At 56.6% G+C, this 20,227-nt stretch carries 20 protein-coding genes, 1 tRNA gene and 2 pseudogenes; 11 read left to right on the top strand and 12 right to left on the bottom strand.

Features of this window, described 5'->3' with window-relative positions:
• Positions 1–77: 77 nt before the first annotated feature.
• The gene (locus tag ACIQYF_RS17840) at positions 78–1,751 is read right to left on the bottom strand and encodes a DEAD/DEAH box helicase (RefSeq protein ID WP_019409291.1); all 1,674 of its coding nucleotides are present in this window, start codon (positions 1,749–1,751) and stop codon (positions 78–80) included.
• 370 nt (positions 1,752–2,121) lie between these two features.
• Positions 2,122–2,877 (bottom strand): spermidine synthase, encoded by a 756-nt coding sequence (locus ACIQYF_RS17835; RefSeq protein WP_402864470.1) that lies wholly within the window; start codon positions 2,875–2,877, stop codon positions 2,122–2,124.
• A 160-nt stretch (positions 2,878–3,037) separates the two neighbouring features.
• On the opposite strand from ACIQYF_RS17835, the gene ACIQYF_RS17830 reads away from it, so the two are divergent.
• On the top strand, positions 3,038–4,384 hold the full coding sequence (locus tag ACIQYF_RS17830) for a class II 3-deoxy-7-phosphoheptulonate synthase (protein ID WP_402864468.1): 1,347 nt from the start codon (positions 3,038–3,040) through the stop codon (positions 4,382–4,384).
• A gap of 117 nt (positions 4,385–4,501) precedes the next feature.
• On the opposite strand, the gene ACIQYF_RS17825 is transcribed toward ACIQYF_RS17830, so the two are convergent.
• Positions 4,502–4,681, bottom strand: coding sequence for a DUF1127 domain-containing protein (locus tag ACIQYF_RS17825; RefSeq protein WP_402864466.1), 180 nt, complete (start codon positions 4,679–4,681; stop codon positions 4,502–4,504).
• A gap of 96 nt (positions 4,682–4,777) precedes the next feature.
• Here ACIQYF_RS17825 and ACIQYF_RS17820 point away from each other — a divergent pair, with 96 nt between their 5' ends.
• Positions 4,778–5,635 carry a LysR substrate-binding domain-containing protein gene (locus ACIQYF_RS17820; protein WP_402864464.1) on the top strand — a complete coding sequence of 286 codons (858 nt, stop codon included), beginning with the start codon at positions 4,778–4,780 and terminating at the stop codon, positions 5,633–5,635.
• Here the strand turns inward: ACIQYF_RS17820 and ACIQYF_RS17815 are convergent.
• The 3 genes from ACIQYF_RS17815 to earP form a co-directional block, all read right to left on the bottom strand.
• Complete coding sequence (locus tag ACIQYF_RS17815; RefSeq protein ID WP_402864462.1) at positions 5,625–6,377, bottom strand: sulfite exporter TauE/SafE family protein; 753 nt, start codon at positions 6,375–6,377, stop codon at positions 5,625–5,627. The genes ACIQYF_RS17820 and ACIQYF_RS17815 overlap by 11 nt on opposite strands.
• A 142-nt stretch (positions 6,378–6,519) precedes the next feature.
• Positions 6,520–7,092: an elongation factor P gene (locus ACIQYF_RS17810; RefSeq protein WP_003446557.1), complete on the bottom strand. Its 573-nt coding sequence runs from the start codon at positions 7,090–7,092 to the stop codon at positions 6,520–6,522.
• A 49-nt stretch (positions 7,093–7,141) separates the two neighbouring features.
• The gene (gene earP / locus ACIQYF_RS17805) at positions 7,142–8,275 is read right to left on the bottom strand and encodes an elongation factor P maturation arginine rhamnosyltransferase EarP (RefSeq protein WP_402864459.1); all 1,134 of its coding nucleotides are present in this window, start codon (positions 8,273–8,275) and stop codon (positions 7,142–7,144) included.
• A 126-nt stretch (positions 8,276–8,401) separates the two neighbouring features.
• On the opposite strand from earP, the gene ACIQYF_RS17800 reads away from it, so the two are divergent.
• Positions 8,402–8,884 (top strand): transcription elongation factor GreAB, encoded by a 483-nt coding sequence (locus ACIQYF_RS17800; RefSeq protein ID WP_402864457.1) that lies wholly within the window; start codon positions 8,402–8,404, stop codon positions 8,882–8,884.
• Between the two features lie 52 nt (positions 8,885–8,936).
• On the opposite strand, the gene ACIQYF_RS17795 is transcribed toward ACIQYF_RS17800, so the two are convergent.
• Complete coding sequence (locus ACIQYF_RS17795) at positions 8,937–9,188, bottom strand: hypothetical protein (protein ID WP_402864455.1); 252 nt, start codon at positions 9,186–9,188, stop codon at positions 8,937–8,939.
• A 178-nt stretch (positions 9,189–9,366) separates the two neighbouring features.
• Between ACIQYF_RS17795 and ACIQYF_RS17790 the strand changes: the two genes are divergently transcribed.
• From ACIQYF_RS17790 to ACIQYF_RS17775, 4 genes are all read left to right on the top strand, one after another.
• Entirely contained in the window at positions 9,367–9,687 is a 321-nt protein-coding gene (locus ACIQYF_RS17790; protein WP_402864453.1) for a YqjD family protein, read from the top strand.
• A 151-nt stretch (positions 9,688–9,838) separates the two neighbouring features.
• Positions 9,839–11,041 (top strand): MFS transporter, encoded by a 1,203-nt coding sequence (locus tag ACIQYF_RS17785; protein WP_402864451.1) that lies wholly within the window; start codon positions 9,839–9,841, stop codon positions 11,039–11,041.
• 104 nt (positions 11,042–11,145) lie between these two features.
• Complete coding sequence (locus ACIQYF_RS17780; protein WP_402864449.1) at positions 11,146–11,442, top strand: DUF6388 family protein; 297 nt, start codon at positions 11,146–11,148, stop codon at positions 11,440–11,442.
• A 122-nt stretch (positions 11,443–11,564) separates the two neighbouring features.
• A complete protein-coding gene (locus ACIQYF_RS17775; RefSeq protein WP_402864447.1) occupies positions 11,565–11,873 on the top strand; it encodes a hypothetical protein in 309 nt (102 codons plus the stop codon).
• A 161-nt stretch (positions 11,874–12,034) separates the two neighbouring features.
• Here ACIQYF_RS17775 and ACIQYF_RS17770 read toward each other — a convergent pair whose 3' ends face one another.
• The 3 genes from ACIQYF_RS17770 to ACIQYF_RS17760 all read right to left on the bottom strand — a co-directional run bounded on the left by ACIQYF_RS17770 (position 12,035) and on the right by ACIQYF_RS17760 (position 15,406).
• Positions 12,035–12,553, bottom strand: a complete 519-nt coding sequence (locus tag ACIQYF_RS17770; RefSeq protein ID WP_402864445.1) for a DUF4142 domain-containing protein — start codon at positions 12,551–12,553, stop codon at positions 12,035–12,037.
• Between the two features lie 212 nt (positions 12,554–12,765).
• Complete coding sequence (locus ACIQYF_RS17765) at positions 12,766–14,982, bottom strand: OsmC domain/YcaO domain-containing protein (protein WP_402864443.1); 2,217 nt, start codon at positions 14,980–14,982, stop codon at positions 12,766–12,768.
• A gap of 295 nt (positions 14,983–15,277) precedes the next feature.
• Entirely contained in the window at positions 15,278–15,406 is a 129-nt protein-coding gene (locus ACIQYF_RS17760) for a hypothetical protein (RefSeq protein ID WP_402864597.1), read from the bottom strand.
• Here ACIQYF_RS17760 and ACIQYF_RS17755 point away from each other — a divergent pair.
• Positions 15,353–15,508: pseudogene (locus ACIQYF_RS17755) on the top strand (integrase); the annotation flags it as partial. The gene ACIQYF_RS17760 and the pseudogene ACIQYF_RS17755 sit on opposite strands and share 54 nt — an antisense overlap.
• Positions 15,509–15,647: 139 nt before the next feature.
• On the opposite strand, the gene ACIQYF_RS17750 reads toward ACIQYF_RS17755, so the two are convergent.
• A tRNA-Ser gene (locus ACIQYF_RS17750) sits at positions 15,648–15,737 on the bottom strand.
• A gap of 307 nt (positions 15,738–16,044) precedes the next feature.
• Between ACIQYF_RS17750 and ACIQYF_RS17745 the strand changes: the two genes are divergently transcribed.
• The 3 genes and pseudogenes from ACIQYF_RS17745 (at position 16,045) to ACIQYF_RS17735 (ending at position 18,778) form a co-directional block, all read left to right on the top strand.
• On the top strand, positions 16,045–16,734 hold the full coding sequence (locus tag ACIQYF_RS17745; RefSeq protein WP_402864441.1) for a crotonase/enoyl-CoA hydratase family protein: 690 nt from the start codon (positions 16,045–16,047) through the stop codon (positions 16,732–16,734).
• Positions 16,735–16,941: 207 nt separating this feature from the next.
• Positions 16,942–17,723: pseudogene (locus ACIQYF_RS17740) on the top strand (lysophospholipid acyltransferase family protein).
• 83 nt (positions 17,724–17,806) lie between these two features.
• Positions 17,807–18,778 carry a magnesium and cobalt transport protein CorA gene (locus ACIQYF_RS17735; protein WP_402864439.1) on the top strand — a complete coding sequence of 324 codons (972 nt, stop codon included), beginning with the start codon at positions 17,807–17,809 and terminating at the stop codon, positions 18,776–18,778.
• Between the two features lie 106 nt (positions 18,779–18,884).
• Here the strand turns inward: ACIQYF_RS17735 and ACIQYF_RS17730 are convergent, their stop codons facing one another.
• Positions 18,885–19,613, bottom strand: coding sequence for an amidotransferase (locus ACIQYF_RS17730; protein WP_402864437.1), 729 nt, complete (start codon positions 19,611–19,613; stop codon positions 18,885–18,887).
• Between the last annotated feature and the right edge of the window lie 614 nt (positions 19,614–20,227).

Here is a 20,227-nt window from a genome sequence, read left to right as displayed (position 1 = left end):
GCTGGCCGAACGCAGGCAAAAAAAAATCCCCGAACCAGTCGGGGATTTTTTTAGCGATCAATCACAGCACACTGTGATTAATCTTCGCGGTAGCGACGCAGCTTCAACTGCTTGCCAGCAACACGAGTGTCTTTCAACTTGGCCAACAGTTTTTCCAGGCCATCTTCCGGCAGTTCTACCAGGCTGAAGCTATCGCGCACTTGAATGCGACCGATGGCTTCACGTGCCAGACCACCCTCGTTGAGGATAGCGCCCAGCAAGTTCTTGGCAGCGATACCATCACGCGCACCCAGCGCAGTACGGCAACGAGCACGGCCTTCAGCCAATGGAACCGGAGCACGACGCTCACGATCACCACGATCTGGACGATCGCCAGTACGCTCGGACGAACGCTCACGCGGTGCGCTGTTCGGCACCAGTGGACGCTCGCGCTCGATAGCAGCCAAGGTCAGGGCCTGACCGTTGGTGGCTTTGCGCAACAGGGCAGCGGCCAGAGCACGTGGGCTGCAACCGATATCGGCGGTCAGGCGGTCCAGCAGGTCGCCGTGGGTCGATTCAGCATCAGCAACCAGTGGCGCCAGGCTGTTGGTCAGTTTCTTGATGCGAGCATCGAGAACTGCCTGAGCATCCGGCAGGCGGACCTCAGCAACCTTTTGACCGGTTACACGCTCGATCACTTGCAGCATGCGGCGCTCACGAGGAGTCACCAGCAGCAGTGCACGACCTTCGCGACCCGCACGGCCAGTACGGCCGATACGGTGAACGTAGGACTCTGGATCGTAAGGCATGTCAACGTTGAACACGTGAGTGATACGCGGAACGTCAAGACCACGAGCGGCTACGTCGGTCGCTACAACGATGTCCAGACGGCCATCCTTGAGGGAGTCGATAACGCGCTCGCGCTGGTTCTGAGCAATGTCACCGTTCAGCGCAGCAGCTTTATAGCCTTTGGCTTCCAGGGCACTGGCCAGGTCCAGGGTCGCTTGCTTGGTGCGCACGAACATGATCAGGGCGTCGAAGTCTTCAACTTCCAGCAGGCTCAATACAGCCGAGGTCTTCTGGTCAGCGTGAACCAACAGGTGAGCCTGTTCGATCGCGGTAACGGTCTGAGTCTTGGTCTGGATTTTTACGTGTTGCGGATCGCGCAGATGGCGCTCAGCAATGGCACGGATCGACTGCGGCAAGGTTGCCGAGAACAATACGGTCTGACGAGTAGCAGGCAAAGCCTTGAAGATCACTTCAAGGTCATCCATGAAGCCCAGCTTGAGCATTTCGTCAGCTTCGTCGAGAACCAGGTGGTTCACGGTCGCCAGTACTTTTTCGTCACGACGCAGGTGGTCGCACAGACGGCCCGGAGTGGCGACCACAATTTGTGCGCCATTACGGATTGCTTTCAGTTGTGGGCCCATAGGCGCGCCGCCGTAAACGGCCACAACGGTAACGCCAGGCATTTGCTTGGCGTAGGTTTCAAAAGCGGTTGCTACTTGCAGCGCCAACTCACGGGTTGGCGCCAGGATCAGGGCTTGCGGCTCGCGCTTAGCAGGATCGATGCGATGCAGGATAGGCAGGGCAAATGCGGCGGTTTTACCCGTACCGGTTTGCGCCTGACCAATCATGTCGTGACCGGCCATAATGATCGGGATCGATTGCTGCTGAATAGCCGAAGGTTCTTCGTAGCCAGTCGCGATGACAGCTGCAAGAATGTTCGGATTAAGATTAAAAGCGGCGAAGCCGCCGGTTTCCTGGGTCATGGGTCTGCCTCTAAGTGCATCCGCAAAGACCCATGCTCCAAAGCTGCGCATGCCGTGTAAGACTCAAGAGTCGCCCTGGCTGCTTTGTCGGCGGGGATTTGCGAAAACGTTAAATGAATGGAGCGTTCAGGGTAGTCCGCGAAACGGACGAGCAGCCGAAGCGTGCTTCGGGAAATGCAACACCTAAACGTGGCCCGGCTAAAGGCCGGCGCGCACTATACCGGATTTATCAAAAAAAAGAAGCGCTTTTTTAGTGCGCTATCGTCTGTATGCCTCTATAGGCCGGGCTTTAGCGATATTTTTGGCTTTGCAAAATCGTTTCGCGCCCGGCCACTCTGGGGCAATCGCTAAAACGATTAATCACGACGCCTCAAGTTGCAGGACGAATTGCCTTGATCAACGATTCCAGCGAATACCCCAAACGGGGTGCCAACGCCTGCGCACGCGCCGTCAATGCCTCCATGTCCAGGGTCTGATCCAGGTCGCCAGGCACCAGCAAGATCACATTGCCCTCTTTGACCGGCAGCTCCCAATAGTGGCGATGGTACAAGCCCCTCAACAACGCAGCCCCCAGCGGCTTGCCGTCATCGGTGGCCCATTGGTTGATCACCAGCCAGCCGTTGGTCGACAGTTTTTTCTGGCAGTTTTCGAGGAAGGTCCAGGCCAGATGACCTGCAGCCGGCCCCAAGTCGTTATACAGGTCGACGAAAATCAGATCAGCCGGCTCTGCACTAGGCAGCAATTGCACGGCATCGCCAATGCGGATGTACAGCCGCGGGTCATCGTCCAGCCCCAGGAGCTCAATGGCCAGACGTGGCACATCCGGGCGCAGCTCAATGGCTTCAACATCATCAAGCGCCAGGAACTTAAGGCAGGCCTGGGTCAGGGTTCCAGCGCCAAGCCCCAGGAACAAGGCGCTTTCAGGCGCCTCATGGCACAGCGCACCGATCAGCATGGCACGGGTGTAGTCGTACTCCAGCCAGCTGGGATCCGCCGTGAACACGCAGCTTTGCTCAATCGCATCGCCAAATTCGAGGAAGCGGTAATCTTCCACTTCCAGCACTCGAATCATGCCGAAGTCATCATGGACTTCAGCGAGCAGGCGCTCAACGCGCTCCTCAGACATTGCCTCTCCTTCCCGCGGCCCGGCACACATCGGGCAACGCGCTAAAAACGACCACTCGGTGTCGAGCACAAAGGCGCAATTGTCGGCCATTGCAGCGCAACAGGTCACGTACTAATTGCTGATAACATGCGCCATCCCCTTCCCACTACTAGAGTCTGCGATGAGCCAACCCTGGAGCCCTGACAGCTGGCGCGCCCTGCCAATCCAGCAGCAACCCCACTACCCCGACGCGGCACATTTGCTGCGCGTTGAACAAAGCCTGGCGAGCTACCCGCCGCTGGTATTTGCCGGTGAAGCCCGCGAGTTGCGCCGTCAATTTGCCGAGGTCACTCAAGGGCGGGCGTTTCTGTTGCAGGGCGGTGATTGCGCGGAAAGCTTTGCTGAGTTTTCAGCGGCCAAGATCCGCGACACCTTCAAGGTGTTACTGCAAATGGCCATCGTCATGACCTTTGCGGCGGGCTGTCCAGTGGTCAAGGTGGGGCGCATGGCGGGGCAGTTCGCCAAGCCACGCTCGGCCAATGATGAAACGATCAACGGTGTGACGCTGCCGGCTTATCGCGGCGACATTGTGAATGGCATCGGTTTCGATGAAAAAAGCCGCGTGCCCGACCCGGAGCGCTTGCTGCAGTCTTACCACCAGTCCACGGCGACCCTGAACCTGCTGCGCGCCTTTGCCCAGGGCGGCTTTGCCGACTTGCACCAAGTGCACAAGTGGAACCTGGACTTCATCGCCAACTCAGCGCTGGCTGAAAAGTACAGCCAATTGGCCGACCGCATCGACGAAACCCTGGCCTTTATGCGCGCCTGCGGCATGGACAGCTCACCGCAACTGCGTGAAACCAGCTTCTTTACCGCCCATGAAGCGTTGCTGCTGAACTACGAAGAAGCCTTTGTACGCCGCGACAGCCTGACCAATGATTACTACGACTGTTCGGCGCACATGCTGTGGATTGGCGACCGCACCCGCCAACTGGACGGTGCCCACGTCGAGTTCCTGCGCGGGGTGAACAACCCGATCGGAGTCAAAGTTGGCCCGACCATGAACACCGAAGATCTGATCCGCCTGATCGACATCCTCAACCCCGACAACGACCCAGGCCGCCTTAACCTGATCGTACGCATGGGCGCCAACAAAGTGGGCGACCATTTGCCGCAACTGATACGCGCGGTTGAAGGCGAAGGTAAAAAGGTGCTGTGGAGCAGCGACCCCATGCACGCCAATACCATCAAGGCCAGCAGCGGCTACAAGACCCGTGACTTTGCGCAGATCCTGGGCGAGGTGAAGCAGTTCTTCCAGGTCCACGAAGCCGAAGGCAGCTACGCGGGCGGGATCCATATCGAAATGACCGGGCAAAACGTCACCGAATGCATAGGCGGCGCCAACCCGATTACCGAAGACGGCCTGTCAGATCGTTACCACACCCACTGTGACCCGCGCATGAACGCGGACCAGTCGCTGGAACTGGCGTTTTTGATTGCCGAGACGCTAAAGCAAGTCAAACGCTAAAATCTGCCGCCATAAACCCCGTGGAAGCGGGCTTGCTCGCATTTGAAGCGCCTCGATGCTCAGGTAGATCGAGGTGATGGAATCGCGAGCAAACCCGCCCCCCCATAGCGAGATCGCTCACTTCCTCAACGGGTCATCCCAAAACGCCCGATGGCTTTCAGTTTCGATGTCCGCCCTGCTAAGGCCCAGGTCCTTGAGCGCCGCATCGCTGATTCGGCGCAAACTCGAGCGCTCTTGCGACAGTTGATACCAACGCGCAATACGCGCCCACCACTGCACTCCTCTTTGACCTTTCATCACTTGAAACCTCCTTGGGGATGGCTCAAGTCTCGGCCCCGGAATAAGATCAATCCAACGAATGTTTCTTATGTGACACATCTGCGAGATTGATCAATGGCCGAGTTCCCCAGTATCGATACCGACCTGCTGCGCACCTTTGCCGCGATTGCTGATCACGGTGGTTTTACCCGCGCCGCCGAAGTCGTCAATCGCACTCAGTCGGCGGTCAGCATGCAGATGAAGCGGCTGGAGGAGGATGTATTGCAATGCGCTCTGTTCAAGCGTGAAGGCCGCAGTGTCAGCCTCACACCCGAAGGCGTGCTGCTGCTCGGTTACGCACGGCGCATTCTCAAACTGCACAGCGAGGTGTTCAGCACGCTGCGCAAGCCGCACATGGTTGGCACGGTCAGAATCGGCTCGCCGGATGATTACGTGATGCGTTTTTTACCCGGCGTGCTGATGCGCTTTGCTCAGGATTACCCGCTGATCGATGTTGAAGTTCATTGCGAGCCGTCCGCCCAACTGCTGCAACGCAACGATCTGGACCTGACGATCGTGACCCGTCAGCCGGGCAATGAAATGGGCCAGTTGCTGCGCCACGAACGTTTCGTGTGGATGGTGGCTCAAGGCTTCTCACCCCACGAACAAATGCCCCTGCCTCTGGCCATGTTCAACACCGACTGTTTTTGCCGGACCTGGGCCTGCAATGCGCTGGATATTCAGCAGCGCGAATACCGGGTCGCTTACACCAGCGCCAGCTTGGCGGCGATCAATGCCGTGGTCAGTACCGGACTGGCCGTGACCGCCCAGCTGGAAAGCCTGCTGACCCCGGATTTACGCATCATTGGCGAGGCCGAGAACCTGCCGACACTGCCTTCGGCCAGCATTGTGCTGATCCGCAAACACAGCGGCGCGGCCTCGCCGATCATTGAGTGCTTTGCCGAGTACATCGTTGAAGGCTTTAAGCTTTGACCGCCAGCAACACCGCACACAGCAGCAGAAAACAGCAGTACAAGCCACGCAGCAGGCGTTCAGGCATGGCATAGGCCACCTTCACGCCCCAACTGATACTCAACAAACCGCCCACAGCCATCGGCAACCCCATCAACCAGTTGACCTCACCATGCGCGGCATAGGTCAGCAAGGTGACCGTGGTGCTCGGTGCTGCCAGCGCCAGAGACAGGCCTTGAGCCACGACCTGGCTGGTTCCGAAGACACTGGTCAGCACAGGCGCGGCAACCACGGCCCCACCTACACCGAACAGCCCGCCCGTGGTGCCTGCCAGCACACCCAGCGCGCCGTAAGCGGGCCAGCCAAAGCGCGAGCCGTTAACCGGCTGCCGGGCAGAGCCATACAGTTTGAACACGTTGTAAAAGGTGATCGCCAGCAGAAAGCCAATAAAGCCCCAGCGAATCAGGCCCGCATCCACGCCGACAGCCAGCATGGCGCCGAGCCAGGCAAAACAAAAACTCATCAACACCAGCGGCAATGCCTGACGCAGCTCGATTTTGTTGCGTTGATGGTAGCGATACAACGCGAGATACACATTGGGTACGGACATCACCAGAGCCGTGCCTTGCGCCATTTGCTGATCGAGACCAAACCACATCCCCAGCACCGGGATCGCGATCAAAGCGCCACCAATCCCGAACAGCCCGCCCAACGCGCCCAAAACGACACCCAACGCCCCGTACATCGCAAAATCAATCAGCATTACCACCCCTCAGTCAGAACGGCCATGCTAACCAGTCACTGCTGTGCGGCAAAGCCTTAAACCGCCCCGCGGGCATGTTTTCATGGGCCAAAAAAAACCCGACGTCGAGTCGGGTTTTTTCATCGTGCGGTTAACGCAAGGTTTAAACCTTTGCGCGGCCCTTGTAAGAACCACCGTCACGGGTGTCGATCTCGATCCAGTCGCCGATTTCTACGAAATCTGCAACGCTCAGCTCAGTACCGTTTTTCAGTTTGGCAGGCTTCATCACCTTGCCCGAAGTGTCACCGCGAGCGGAACCTTCGGTGTAGTCAACCTGACGCACGATCGTGGTCGGCAGCTCTACGGAAACCAGACGCTCTTCAAAGAAGATCGCTTCGCAAACGTCGGTCATGCCTTCTTCGATGAATGGCAGAACGGCTTCGATGTCTTCAGCGTTCAGCTCGTACATGGTGTAGTCAGTGGTGTCCATGAACGTGTAGGTGTCGCCGCTGATGAAGGACAGGGTCGCTTCTTTGCGATCCAGGATCACGTCTTCCAGCTTGTCGTCGGCGCTGTATACGATTTCAGTCTTGTAGCCAGTCAGCAGGTTCTTCAGCTTGGTCTTCATGATTGCGCTGTTACGACCTGACTTGGTGAACTCAGCTTTCTGAACCAACCAAGGGTCGTTTTCGAGCTTGATGACAGTACCGGGTTTAAGCTCTTTACCAGTTTTCATTACGAATATCCGAATTTGGATTGAGATTTACAAAAATCTAGGCCGCGTATCATATCCAATTTCTATAAAACAGTACCAGCGCTTGCGCAAGATCAGCCTGCAATGACTGTTCCAGACACCATTGTTCCGCGTGTTCGCTGAGCTCTTGCCAGTATTGCTGCACGTCATTCCAGCTTTGCGCCATGTCGCAACCGCCATTCCAGGCGTGCCACAGCCCGGTGAACGCCTGCGCAGCGGCGGGCGAAAGGCCTTTTACATACAACGCCAAGAAGGCATTGAGCTTGATCCAGTGCGCGCCTTCTTCCTGTTCATAGATGTGCCACAGCAGCGGCCGCCCGGCCCATTGCGCGCGCACAAACGAGTCTTCGCCGCGCACCGCATTGAAATCACAGCTCCACAAGAGGCGATCGTAATCTTGCTGACGGACGAATGGTAACGACTGAACGGTCAATGACCCACGCTGCTCAACACGCCCCAGCGCCAGCTCATCAATCCCAAGCCAGCGCAGCAGATCGCCCATGATCCGGCCCTGCGGTACCAACAGGTGGGTTGCCGTATTGCCCGTCGCGATGGCGTCCAGCCAACTGGCCAGCCCGCTGTTCTCATAGGCAAACAGGGAGATCAGCCGCGCACTGTCCGCCACAAAAACCCCCAGCCCCTGCAAGAACGCCTGTCGGGCCTGCGGGTTCTGCTCAAAGGTGCGGCGCTGCGCCAGCAAATCAGCCTCGCGCAACAGGCCGCCGGTTCCGGCATCAAAGCCTGGGAAAAAGAACATTCGCTTCAAGCCATCCGGTCGCAATGAAGGCAAGCCATGGCAGCCGCTGACCCAGTCTTCGGCACTTAAATATTCAAGGTTTATCCACAGCACCGGGGTTTCCCGCGCCTTCATGGCCTGACGGTAACTGTCCGGCAAGGTGCAGGCGAAGGCTTCGATCACCACATCAGCGACCTCCACCGGCTGCCATTCCTTGGGCCACACGCGCACCTCTACGCCCTGTTGCCATTGCTGAGCGGCGCTGGCATCGGCCTCGGGGCAGAGCGGTACAAACGCCTGCAAATCATCGACCCACAACCGAACGGGCACCTGATGCTCAGCCACCAACTGGCGAGCCAAACGCCAGGTCACACCAATGTCGCCGTAGTTATCGACCACACTGCAAAAAATATCCCAGGAGGCTTTCATTCCGGGCTCCGACATTCAAAGGGCTGATTGTCCGTATAAATCAACGCGTACAGAAGGCTTAAGGCGGATTAATCTGCCGAAGAGTCGTGCGACAATCGCCGCTCGTCTCTATCAAGCCCCCACCTTATGAACAAGACCGCCGTGTACCAGCAGATGCTGGAAAAACTCGCCATCGACCTCGACGTGCTCCAGCGGGCGGCGCAAACCGCTTATGAGGCCGCGACCCACGAAGAGAACATCGCCGAGAACAAGTACGACACCCTTGGACTTGAAGCGTCCTATCTGGCAACCGGCCAGGCACGCCGGGTCGAAGAGATTCGTCAGGCGCTGAAAAACTGCCAGGCCATGCCCCTGACGCCGTTTAACCCGACGCAAGGGATTCAGCTCGGGGCATTGGTGAGGCTTGAAGCCGAAAATGGCAGCGCGCAGTGGTTATTCCTGGCCCCGGAAGCCGCCGGACTCAAGCTCGACCATGACGGGCACACCGTGACCGTCATCACCCCGCGTGCACCGCTGGGCGCTGCGTTGCTCGGCAAGCAGGTGGAGGATGAGGTGCAGATCAATGTGGCCGGTGCAGTGCAGGGGTTTGTTGTTTGCGAGGTTGATTAACGCACACCTGTAGCCGCTGCCGCAGGCTGCGACAGCGGCTGGACATTTGAGGTTACTTGGCCGCCATCAAACGGTTCACTTCACTGCGCACCATATTGGCGTATTCGGGGCCAGACATCGCGTCCAGCTCCGAACGCACCCACTCCGACCACTTGCCCTTGCGCTTGGCGCGCTCCCCGAACAGGCGCGCCGCGTCTGCTTTGGCTTTGCCCAAGTTACTCTGCCAAAGCTCGTACAAACGAGACTTTTCATCTTCAAGCGCAGCCCGCTCAGCGAGTGACTTATTGGCGAGGTTAAAGCTCATGAGATTTTCCTGCGGCGTAAATTAGGCGACATCTTACACCTTCGAAAGACGTGTCTCAGTCTGGATTTTAACTACGCTCACACCTCAGCGTCACAATCCATTTAAAAACAGATGCAACTTTTTAGCATGGGGTTGACTCCATTAGTCATCACCCTATTCACCTGCAAGGAGTACCGCAATGGCTCGAAAAAATGCCGTACAAGCCGCTGAAGATCAAATCAAGGATCAAGCATTCAGCGAGCTTCAAGACCTGATTAGCGAATCTGAAAAACTACTCAAGGACAGCGCGTCTCTGCTCGGCGAAGAAGGCGAGACCCTGCGTGCGCAGGTCGGCTTGAAACTCAAGCAAGCGCTGGATTCCGTGAGCAACGTGCGTGAGCGCAGCAAACCCGTGGTCGATGCGACCGAAAACTATATCGGTGGGCACCCGTGGCAAACCGTGGCCATCTCGGCCGGTTTCGGCCTAGTGGTCGGCCTGCTGCTGGGACGCCGCAACTGATTCAATGGCAACGCCCGCAAACCAAGCCCTCTCGCTGTTATGGCGAGGGGGCTTGGTGGTTTTAAAAATCAAAATCTTTGACATATTCAGTGACATTGCGCTCAGGCATTACGGATACTTCGCGGCACACCCCATGCCAACGAGACAGTCAATGTCCGATTCCACTGTTGCTACAAAACCTTTAAGCACTGCCCTGATACTGCTGATGGCGATTGCCACCGGCCTTGCTGTTGCCAGTAATTACTACGCACAGCCTTTGCTGCACACCATCGCCAAAGAGCTTGGCTTAAGCATGGAAAGTGCCGGCACGGTGGTGATCACCGCTCAACTGAGTTACGGCGCCGGGCTGTTATTGCTGGTGCCGCTGGGCGACTTGTTTGAACAACGCCGCCTGATCGTCACCATGACCGTGCTCAGCGCCTTGGGCCTGCTGTTAAGCGCTTTCGCCCCGTCACTGACCTGGCTGTTGATCGGCACCGCCGTCACCGGGCTGTTCTCGGTGTCGGCCCAGGTGCTGGTCCCAATGGCCGCCAGCCTGACCGACCCGCAAAGCCGCGGTCGCGTGGTCGGTACGCTGATGAGTGGCCTGCTGCTGGGTATTTTGCTGGCCCGTACCGTGGCCGGGGCGCTGTCATCGGCCGGTGACTGGCGGGCCATTTACCTGCTGGCGGCGGCCCTGATGCTGATCAGCGCCCTGTCCTTGTTCTGCGCCCTGCCCAACCACCACCACAGCGCTGGCCTGAGCTACCCCAAGCTGCTGAGGTCAGTGTTCACGCTGTTTGTCGAAGAACCGGTGCTGCGCTTGCGCTCATTGTTGGGCCTGCTGACCTTCTCACTGTTTGCCTTGTTCTGGACACCGCTGGCGTTTTTGCTGGCCGTGCCGCCTTACAACTACTCCGACGGGGTAATTGGCCTATTTGGCCTCGCAGGAGCGGTGGGGGCAGTGGCCGCCAACTGGGCCGGACGCATGGCTGACCGTGGCCGTGGGCAAATCGCGACGACCGTCGGTCTGCTGGTGCTGCTGGCCTGCTGGCTGCCCATGGCGTTTGCCGGTCACTCATTGATTGCGCTGATTATCGGCGTGCTGGCCCTGGATTTTGCCGTGCAACTGGTACACGTGAGCAATCAGAACGCTGTGTTTCAGGTCCGCCCTGCGGCGCGTAACCGCTTGAATGCCGGTTACATCACCTGCTATTTCGTTGGCGGTGCACTGGGCTCTTTGATCGGAGCACAAACCTACCCAGTCTATGGCTGGAGCGGCATCGTGATCGTCGGCGCCGTCATCGCAACCCTGGCGCTGGCCATCTGGGGCTATGTGCTGCAACGCGAAAGCAAGCTGCAAGCCGTCGGCTAACGGGCCATGTAGCGCTTTTCATCACTTGGCGAACTCGCTAGCATGCAAAAAACGCCCTGAAGACGGTCTGCCGCGCAGACCGTCCTAACCATCCGAGACGCCATATGATCCCTAAAGAATCCCGTAACGAACTGGCCCTGGATACCTTCATCAAGGCGCACCCTGATCTGCTCGAAGAAATGAAAGACCTGAGCGCCGAAGACCGCCAACAACAGATTTTATGGGCCTTTGAAGACGAAGCTGAAGCGCAGGGTCTTGAAGCCTGGGAGTTGGCACTGGAGCTGATCGCACGCTCACCCGAAGAACTCAAGGCCATGCGCCTCGAAGTCCATCAGGAAGTGGCCGAGGCCCTGGACATGAGCTGGGAAGAGTACTGCGGATTCAACGACATCGCTGTCTAAGCCCATCTGATCCACAAGCGATGCACGGCCCGCTCGCCGCCGTTCGTCGCTTGCATCGCACTAAACGCCCTCGCTGCTAGACCAATATCAGGTACGACTCCCCATTGTCTGGAGACGCAACCATGATGAATTCGCCGATTAAAACGTTGTCGTTAGCCGCTGCACTGTGTGTGATGTCTGCTACCAGCTTTGCCGCGTCCTCTACCGGGCCGACCATGCCCACTAAACCGGTAGAACCGCCCTACGGCCAGGATGTAAAACCCACGATTAATCAAGACTCCAAAATCCACAACGATGCGGACGTGCCGACACACCCGTCTGTGGACCCGCGTACTCAGGGCAATGACCCTGGACGCCAGGGCGGCATGAACACGGATGGGAATGGGCCGGTGGGTGGCGATGACAACCCGCCCGGAACGCTAAAACCCTAAGCTCAGCACACGTAGGTTCACGGTTGGGTAGGAGCGCAGAGCGGCTGCTCCTACCGTTGAGTGAATGCGCCATCACTGAGTGAGCGAGTCCCCCCGGTGACATCGACTCAGACGCCTGGCAGCCACGAGCCGTCAGCCAGGGCTCATGGTTCAAGATTGAGTCAAGACTCGCTGTAGGTGCGCGCCAGCGACTTCGCCACCGTCAGATTGCTTTCCAACTTCGGCAAGTACTTCTGGGCAAAAGCTTTGAGCTCAGGTGAATCACTGTTGTTGGCCTCCTGCTTATAAAGCGCGATGGCCGCCTCCTGAGCGTTCACTTGGTTGGCTATATAAGCCGCATCAAAGTCAGCGCCTTCTGGCACTTGAAGCATTAACGCCTTCGCCTTGCTGGCTATCTGGTCGTCACTCGACATCGGCAGATCATGCTTTTTCACGAGTTCCTTGAGGTCCCGATTCACGTCCGTGTAGTCCTTGATGATCTCCACAGCAAAACTGTTTATGCCCGTCGAGGAAGTTTGGCTGATCGCCATTCGGCTGGTTTCAATCTGGGCAATCGCGGCGGCGGATGCCTCGTCAACAAAATTAGCCGAACTGGCAGCCACAGCGTTGCCCGCCAAGGCCAAGGCCAAGGCCAAAGCACAGCCTGCGACGAAGCGTTGGGGGCCAATCAGGGTTTTCATAACGTCCTCCAGAAAAAGGCAGGTTTATTCCCTGCACAGAATCTGAAGGCCTGTGTCCGCAAAGGTTTAGATAAAAGCAGTATTTCTGACCAGCGGTTTTACGAGGCGCGCACAATCAAGTTCGCGCCAAAGAGGGCATCGCCGCGGCGCAACGGACAAACCACGTTGTTCGCATCGCTGGCAAGCCAGGCCCCCACACAGTGGGTCGCTTGTTACAGCGACACACCCGCCGCCCTGGCCCGTGCCGCATGCAGTTTTTTGTAGCTGTCGATCAGGCGCAAGTGTCGGTCCAGGCCTTCCAGCTTCATGCTGGTCGGCGTCAGACCATAGAAACGCACGCTGCTGTTAACCGAGCCGATCGCCGCGTCCATCCGCTCGTTGCCGAACATGCGACGGAAGTTGGCTTCGTAGTCTTCCAGCTGCAAATCTTCGTCCAGGTGCATTTCCAGCACGGCATTTACCGCTTGGTAGAACAACCCACGCTCAACGGTGTTGTCGTTGTACTGCAGGAACATTTCAACGGCTTCCTTGGCCTCTTCATATTGCTTCAAGGCCAGGTAAATCAGCAGTTTCAGCTCCAGGATCGTTAACTGACCCCACGCGGTATTGTCGTCAAACTCGATGCCGATCAAGGTGGTGATATCGGTGTAGTCATCCAGTTCACTCTCGACCAGACGCTCAACCAAGCTTTCAAGACCGGCCTCGTCCAGGCTGTGCAGGTTCAAGATGTCTTCACGGAAAAACAGCGCCTTGTTGGTGTTGTCCCAGATCAGGTCGTCCACCGGGTAGATCTCGGAATAATCCGGCACCAGAATGCGGCACGCCTTGGCACCAATGTGCTCGTACACCGCCATGTAGACTTCCTTGCCCATGCCTTCAAGAATGCCGAACAAGGTCGCGGCTTCCTCGGCATTGGAGTCTGCACCTTGGCTGGTGAAGTCCCATTCCACAAATTCGTACTCAGGCTTGGCACTGAAGAAGCGCCATGACACCACGCCGCTGGAATCAATGAAGTGCTCGACGAAGTTATTCGGCTCGGTCACCGCGTGGCCTTCAAACGTCGGCTGCGGCAAATCGTTCAGCCCCTCAAAACTGCGGCCTTGCAGCAGTTCCGTCAGGCTGCGCTCCAGCGCCACTTCCAGGCTTGGGTGCGCGCCAAACGAGGCAAACACGCCGCCGGTACGCGGGTTCATCAAGGTCACGCACATGACCGGAAACTCCCCGCCCAGCGACGCGTCCTTCACCAGCACCGGAAAGCCCTGCTCTTCCAACGCCTGAATACCCGCCAAAATGCTCGGGTATTTCGCCAGCACTTCTTGCGGTACGTCCGGCAGCGCGAACTCACCTTCGATGATTTCGCGCTTAACCGCACGCTCAAAAATCTCGGACAGGCACTGCACCTGGGCTTCAGCCAGGGTATTGCCCGCGCTCATACCGTTGCTCAGGTATAGGTTTTCGATCAGGTTGGACGGGAAATACACCACTTCGCCGTCTGACTGACGCACGAATGGCAGCGAGACGATGCCGCGCTCTTCATTGCCGGAGTTGGTGTCGATCAGGTGCGAGCCCCGCAACTCCCCTTCGCGGTTGTAAATCTTGAGGCAGTAAGCGTCGAGGATTTCAGTCGGCAGCTCATCGTTGCGCCCCGGTTTGAACCAGCGCTCTTCTGGATAATGCACAAACGCCGCGTTGGCGATGTCTTGTCCCCAGAACTGATCGTTGTAGAAGAAGTTGCAGTTTAGGCGCTCGATAAACTCGCCCAACGCCGAGGCCAATGCGCCCTCTTTGGTCGCGCCCTTGCCGTTGGTGAAACACATCGGTGAATGCGCGTCGCGGATATGCAGCGACCAGACGTTGGGCACGATATTGCGCCATGAGGCGATTTCAATCTTCATGCCCAAGTCAGCCAACATGGCCGACATATTGGCGATGGTTTGCTCCAGCGGCAGATCCTTGCCCGCTATATAAGTGCCCTCTGTTGGAGCCCCATCTGAATCTGACGCAGGCATCAGCAATGCTTGAGCATCGGCGTCGAGGTTTTCCACCTCTTCAATCACAAACTCAGGCCCGGCTTGCACCACCTTCTTCACCGTACAACGCTCGATGGAGCGCAAAATGCCCTGGCGATCCTTGTCGCAAATGTCAGCGGGCAACTCGACCTGAATCTTGAAAATCTGGTTATAGCGGTTTTCCGGATCAACAATATTGTTCTGCGACAGACGAATATTTTCGGTCGCAATATTGCGCGTCTGGCAGTACAGCTTCACAAAGTAAGCCGCACACAATGCCGACGAAGCCAGAAAATAATCAAACGGCCCCGGCGCCGAACCATCGCCCTTGTAGCGAATCGGTTGATCGGCCACCACCGTGAAATCATCGAACTTGGCTTCAAGTCGAAGGTTGTCGAGAAAGTTGACCTTAATTTCCATGGGGAATTACCAGCATAACGGCTAAAAATATGGGCGCCATTATCCGATTTTTCAGCAGGAAGTCCCGCGCTTTTGCGACAGAGCGCTGATTCCCCACACGCATTCGGCGGTTGATTCAGTCGCAAATTACAGCTTGGGGATTTGCAGCGATAAGGGCTAAAACCTTAGGAGCACCCAACTGTCTAGCATCGAGGCATTGGCAGGCAAACGTTTCAATGACGACAAACACATATTTCAACTCACCTGCAACGTGAGCTGAAATACGGCCTCTGATAACTCACGTAGCGGGTACCGATCAAACCCCACTGGAAAGCCCTGCTTTTCTTTCTACAAAAAAACGAAAGCGATGCTGATGGCCCTGGTTGGTCGGATTGATGGTCGTAAATTTGGCTATGGCCGCCACTTCGCCACGGTCAAAGCTCATAGCGATTGCTGGCAGCGTTCGTGCGTTGGTGTCGGTTAGGACGGTCCCGGTTACAACGATGCGCGCAAGATCGATCGACGGACACTGCCGGACTACACCGCTTAGAAATTGTCGGAAAAATTAGCCTTTGGTCGTAAAGCCCCGAGCCATCCAGGGTATGGGGCAAAGCATGGGCTGGGATTTTTTTCAGAAACGCAGAAACGAAAAAGCCCTGAATAATCAGGGCTTTAACGTATAAATGTGGCGGTGAAGGAGAGATTCGAACTCTCGATACAATTTCTTGTATACACACTTTCCAGGCGTGCTCCTTAAGCCACTCGGACACTTCACCGTATCTCTTCAAACATGTTCTGTCTGTCGAGGCGCGCTAATGTAGTCGAAAGCTTTCGATATGACAAATGTTTTTTTAGAATTTTCATGCGCTTACGGGTTTTGCCATGTTTTAGCCACGCACCGTGCGGGTGAATCTGCCAATTTCCAGCCTTGGCAGTGCAGCGTCTGGACTGCACACATCAGGCGCGCTGGCGTCTATATAGAAGGTGCTGGGTATTTGCCTGACTCATCAGTCAGCCTCCGCGCTTTACCTGCGCCGTGTGGCTGGTTAACGTCTGCCTCACTTAAATACAAGGAATTGCGCCATGAGTGACTTGATTGCTTATCAGCTGGAAGACGGTATCGCTACGCTGACCCTGAGCAATGGCAAGGTGAATGCTATTTCTCCGGATGTGATCGCTGCCTTTAATGCAGCGCTGGATCAGGCCGAGCAAGATCGGGCGGTGGTGATTATTACCGGCCAGCCGGGCATTCTGTCGGGCGGTTATGACTTGAAGGTGATGACGACAGGTCCACAGCAGGCCATAGATCTGGTCACTAAAGGATCGACGCTGGCTCGTCGCCTGCTGGCGCATCCTTTCCCGGTAGTGATTGCCTGCTCTGGTCATGCAGTTGCCAAAGGTGCGTTTCTGCTGTTGTCGGTGGATTACCGCATCGGCGTCGAGGGCCCATTCAGTATTGGACTCAATGAAGTGCAAATCGGTATGACGATGCACCACGCCGGAATTGAGTTGGCCCGCGATCGGTTGCGCAAGTCAGCGTTCCATCGCTCGGTGATCAATGGCGAGATGTTTAACCCACACTCCGCGGTAGACGCAGGCTTCCTCGATCGGGTGGTCAAGCCCGAGGAATTGCAGGCGGCGGCCCTGGAAGTGGCCCGCCAGTTGAAGAAGATCAATATGAAGGCGCACAAGAACACCAAGCTGAAAGTGCGCAAAGAACTGTTGGAGACGCTGGACAAGGCAATCGAGCTGGATCAACACCACGTACTCTGAATCTGTCTGCCCCGGCTGCCCATTACGGCCGGGGCAATCTCCTGCCCCGCCCCTGCTGTTTTCCCGCTAACACCTCTACGACGTACCTCACAGCCTGCCGCGAAACATATGCTTAAACATCAGCAATCTCCTACGTGTATCGGGGTAATTGCCGAATACAGTGCACATCCGTACACTGCGCCACCTTTTGTTTTGGCGTATCTGTAAATGCTACTTTCGTTTCGTATGTTGTTGATGAGTCTGCATTTTGTCGCGGCGGGCGTGCTCGGCGTGCTGCTGGGCATATGCCGGCCCTTCAATCCCGACAACAGTCGATTATGCGCCCGGCTTTATGCCTGGCCGGCGAAATGGATCCTGGGCTATAAGCTCAAGACTGAAGTCGGGCCATTGATGGATAAACCTCAGAGCTGCGTGGTCGTGGCCAATCATCAGTCCAATTACGATCTGTTTGTGTTCGGCAATGTTGTGCCGCGCCGCACAGTGTGTATTGGCAAGAAGAGCCTGAAATGGGTGCCGCTGTTCGGCCAGTTGTTCTGGCTGGCGGGCAATGTGTTGATTGATCGCAGCAACGCTCAAAAAGCCCGTAAATCGATGCTAACCACCACCCGCACCCTGCAAGAAAAGGACACCTCTATCTGGGTCTTCCCGGAAGGCACACGCAACCTTGGCAAAACCTTGCTGCCTTTCAAAAAGGGCGCATTCCATATGGCTATCACTGCCGGGGTGCCGATTGTGCCGGTGTGCGTCAGCACCTATAGCCAGCATCTGAAGCTCAATCGCTGGCACAGTGCTGATATTCAAATCCGCTCGTTGCCTGCCATTCCCACTGCCGGCTTGACCCTGGATGATCTGCCCCAGTTGATGGAGCACTGCCGCGAACAGATGAACGCGTGCATCGAGGCGATGGACCGTGAGTTGCTGGCAGAGCAAAAGCGTCGCCTGCCGCCTCTGCCCGCTGACAAGGCGACAGCTCTGACCCGAACCTCTGAACGTTTGTAACGTCGAAGTGCCGGAATGCACGCTAAGCTGCATCTTCGAGCCATAACCCTTTGATGAAGAAGCGATTAGAACTATGGGCAGAGTTGTTGCTGCTGCGGTATATAGCGAAGGCAAAAAGATCACCAATATCACTCTGGACGAAGGCAGTGCCTGGGCTGAAAAGCCCAACCACTTCGTCTGGATTGGTCTGGAACAACCCGATGCACAAGAGCTCAGCAATTTGCAGCGCCAGTTCAATCTGCATGAACTGGCTATCGAAGATGCCCTTGAACAACACAGCCGGCCAAAGCTTGAGACCTTTGGCGATGCGCTGTTTATCGTTATCTACTCGCCGATTCGCCATGAAGGCAAACTGGAGTTCGTTGAAACCCACATCTTTGCGGGCAATGGCTACATCATCACCAGCCGTAATGGCCACTCCGCTTCGTACCGGGCCGTGCGTCAACGCTGCGAGGCCCGGCCACTATTGCTGGAGCACGGCGAGGACTTCGTGCTGTATGCCCTGCTCGACTTTGTGACCGAGAGTTATCAGCCCGTCAGCGTAGCCATTCACGCCGAAATCGAGCAACTGGAGCGCAGCATCATGGGCAATGCACTAAATGAAGCGGACATCATTCAATTGCACGAATTACGCCGCGATGTGCTGCGATTACGCCGCTACGTGGCGCCTATGGTCGAAATCAGCGAAGAATTGCAGCGCCTGACCTTCCCCTTTATCGACAAGAACATGCGCCCGTATTTCCGGGATGTGCAGATTCACGTCACTCGGCAAATGGAAGACCTGACGACCTTGCGCGACATCGCCAGCCAAACGATTGAGATCGTTGTGCTGCTGGAGTCTTCACGCCAGAGCATCGTGCAGCGCAAGTTCGCCGCCTGGGCCGCCATTCTGGCGTTCCCTACGGCGGTGGCGGGTATTTACGGGATGAACTTCCAGAACATGCCGGAACTGAGCTGGCATTACGGCTATTTCGGGGTGCTGGGCTTTATTGGGGTGGGCGTGACAGGGTTGTGGGCGAGCTTCAAGCGTTCTGGCTGGTTGTAGACCAGTAGCCGATGCCGCAGGCTGCGAAAAGGCCCGTAGGACCTTCAACATCTGGGGGCCGCTGCGCACCCCGTCGCAGCCTTGGGCAGCGGCTAAAGGAGTGGGCTTATACCGCTGCGACCGCAGGCTTGTTTGAAACAAAACGCATCATCCACTCGGCAACGGTCGAGCCGTGGTGGTCTTGCTCCAGGCTGGCGATGCCGCTGCTGTAGATCGGCTGCCCCAATTGCTCCTGACGCAAATCAAGCAACGCCCGTGAGTAGTCGTGAATAAACTCAGGGTGCCCCTGGAAGCACAGCACCTGATCATTGATGTGGTAAGCCGCGAATGGGCAGAACTCGCTGGAGGCCACCACTGTTGCGTTTTCCGGCAAGGCCGTTACTTGATCCTGGTGGCTGATCAAAAGGGTAAGATCTTCCAGCACCGGGCTCATCCACGGGGCTTTGGCCGCCAATTTGTATTGGTGGGTGCCCACGCCCCAGCCCTGAGTCGCCCGCTCACTCTTGCCACCCAACAGCAACGCCAGCAGCTGGTGGCCGAAACAGACGCCGAGCAACTTGTCGCCACGCTCATAGCGGGTCAGCAAGTAGGCTTTAAGGGTTTCGATCCAGGGATCGGTGCCGAACGAGTCCGCCTTGCTGCCGGTTACCAGATAGGCATCAAACACTTCATCATCCGATGGGTATTGGCCGTTCATCACATTGAAGATTTTGAATTCAGCGGGGATGGGCTGCTGGGAGAACAGGCGTTTGAACATCTGCCCGTAGCCCTGGTATTGATCAATAAACTCTGGACGCAGGATGTCAGTTTCCAGAATGCAGATGCGTAGCGACATAAAAATACCTGGCACGATAAAGACGAAAGTAATAACGGCAACCTAGGGTCTGTTCCCGCTTCATTGCAGCTGCGACGAAAGCCCGCGTGGGCTTTTGCCCCTAGGGGCCCGTATCAAATTTAGCCAGGCGGTGTTGCAGGGCTTGAGATGGGAACAACCATTCCCTTCGCTCTGCGCCTTGCCTGGCTAAATTTGACCCAGCGACGCAGCTTGCAATGAGACGGGAACAGCCCCTAGAGCCTGCCTTGAAACAGTCATTAATGGCAAGCACTGGACACTACTGAGTGTATTGAAACCTTGGACATAGCCCTTAGCCAGGCGTTTGGCGCCTGAATAATGCTCCCGGACGAACGGTAGGGCGCTAATAATCGCCCTCTCCAAGCGCCCATTGCGTCTAGCTACGGGCTGACAGGGCACGCTCATAAAAGCTAATAGCGTTTTAGAAACCTAATGCACTTGGATGATGTAAAAGGGTTCTAAGCCATGTGTTATGAGGCCTCTAAGGTTAACTCTGTCAACGGGCAAGGCGCTTTTTAAGGATGGGCGCACTTACCGTGGAGCATTGGGGTTCTGGAATAACAACAAAAGGCAGGTCGCCATGTTCAAACATACTA

The sequence above is a fragment of the Pseudomonas sp. NPDC096917 genome, from assembly GCF_044762555.1.
Lineage (GTDB): Bacteria > Pseudomonadota > Gammaproteobacteria > Pseudomonadales > Pseudomonadaceae > Aquipseudomonas.
The sequence above is the reverse complement of the archived record's forward strand: the minus strand, read 5'-3'. Positions and strand labels throughout refer to the sequence as shown.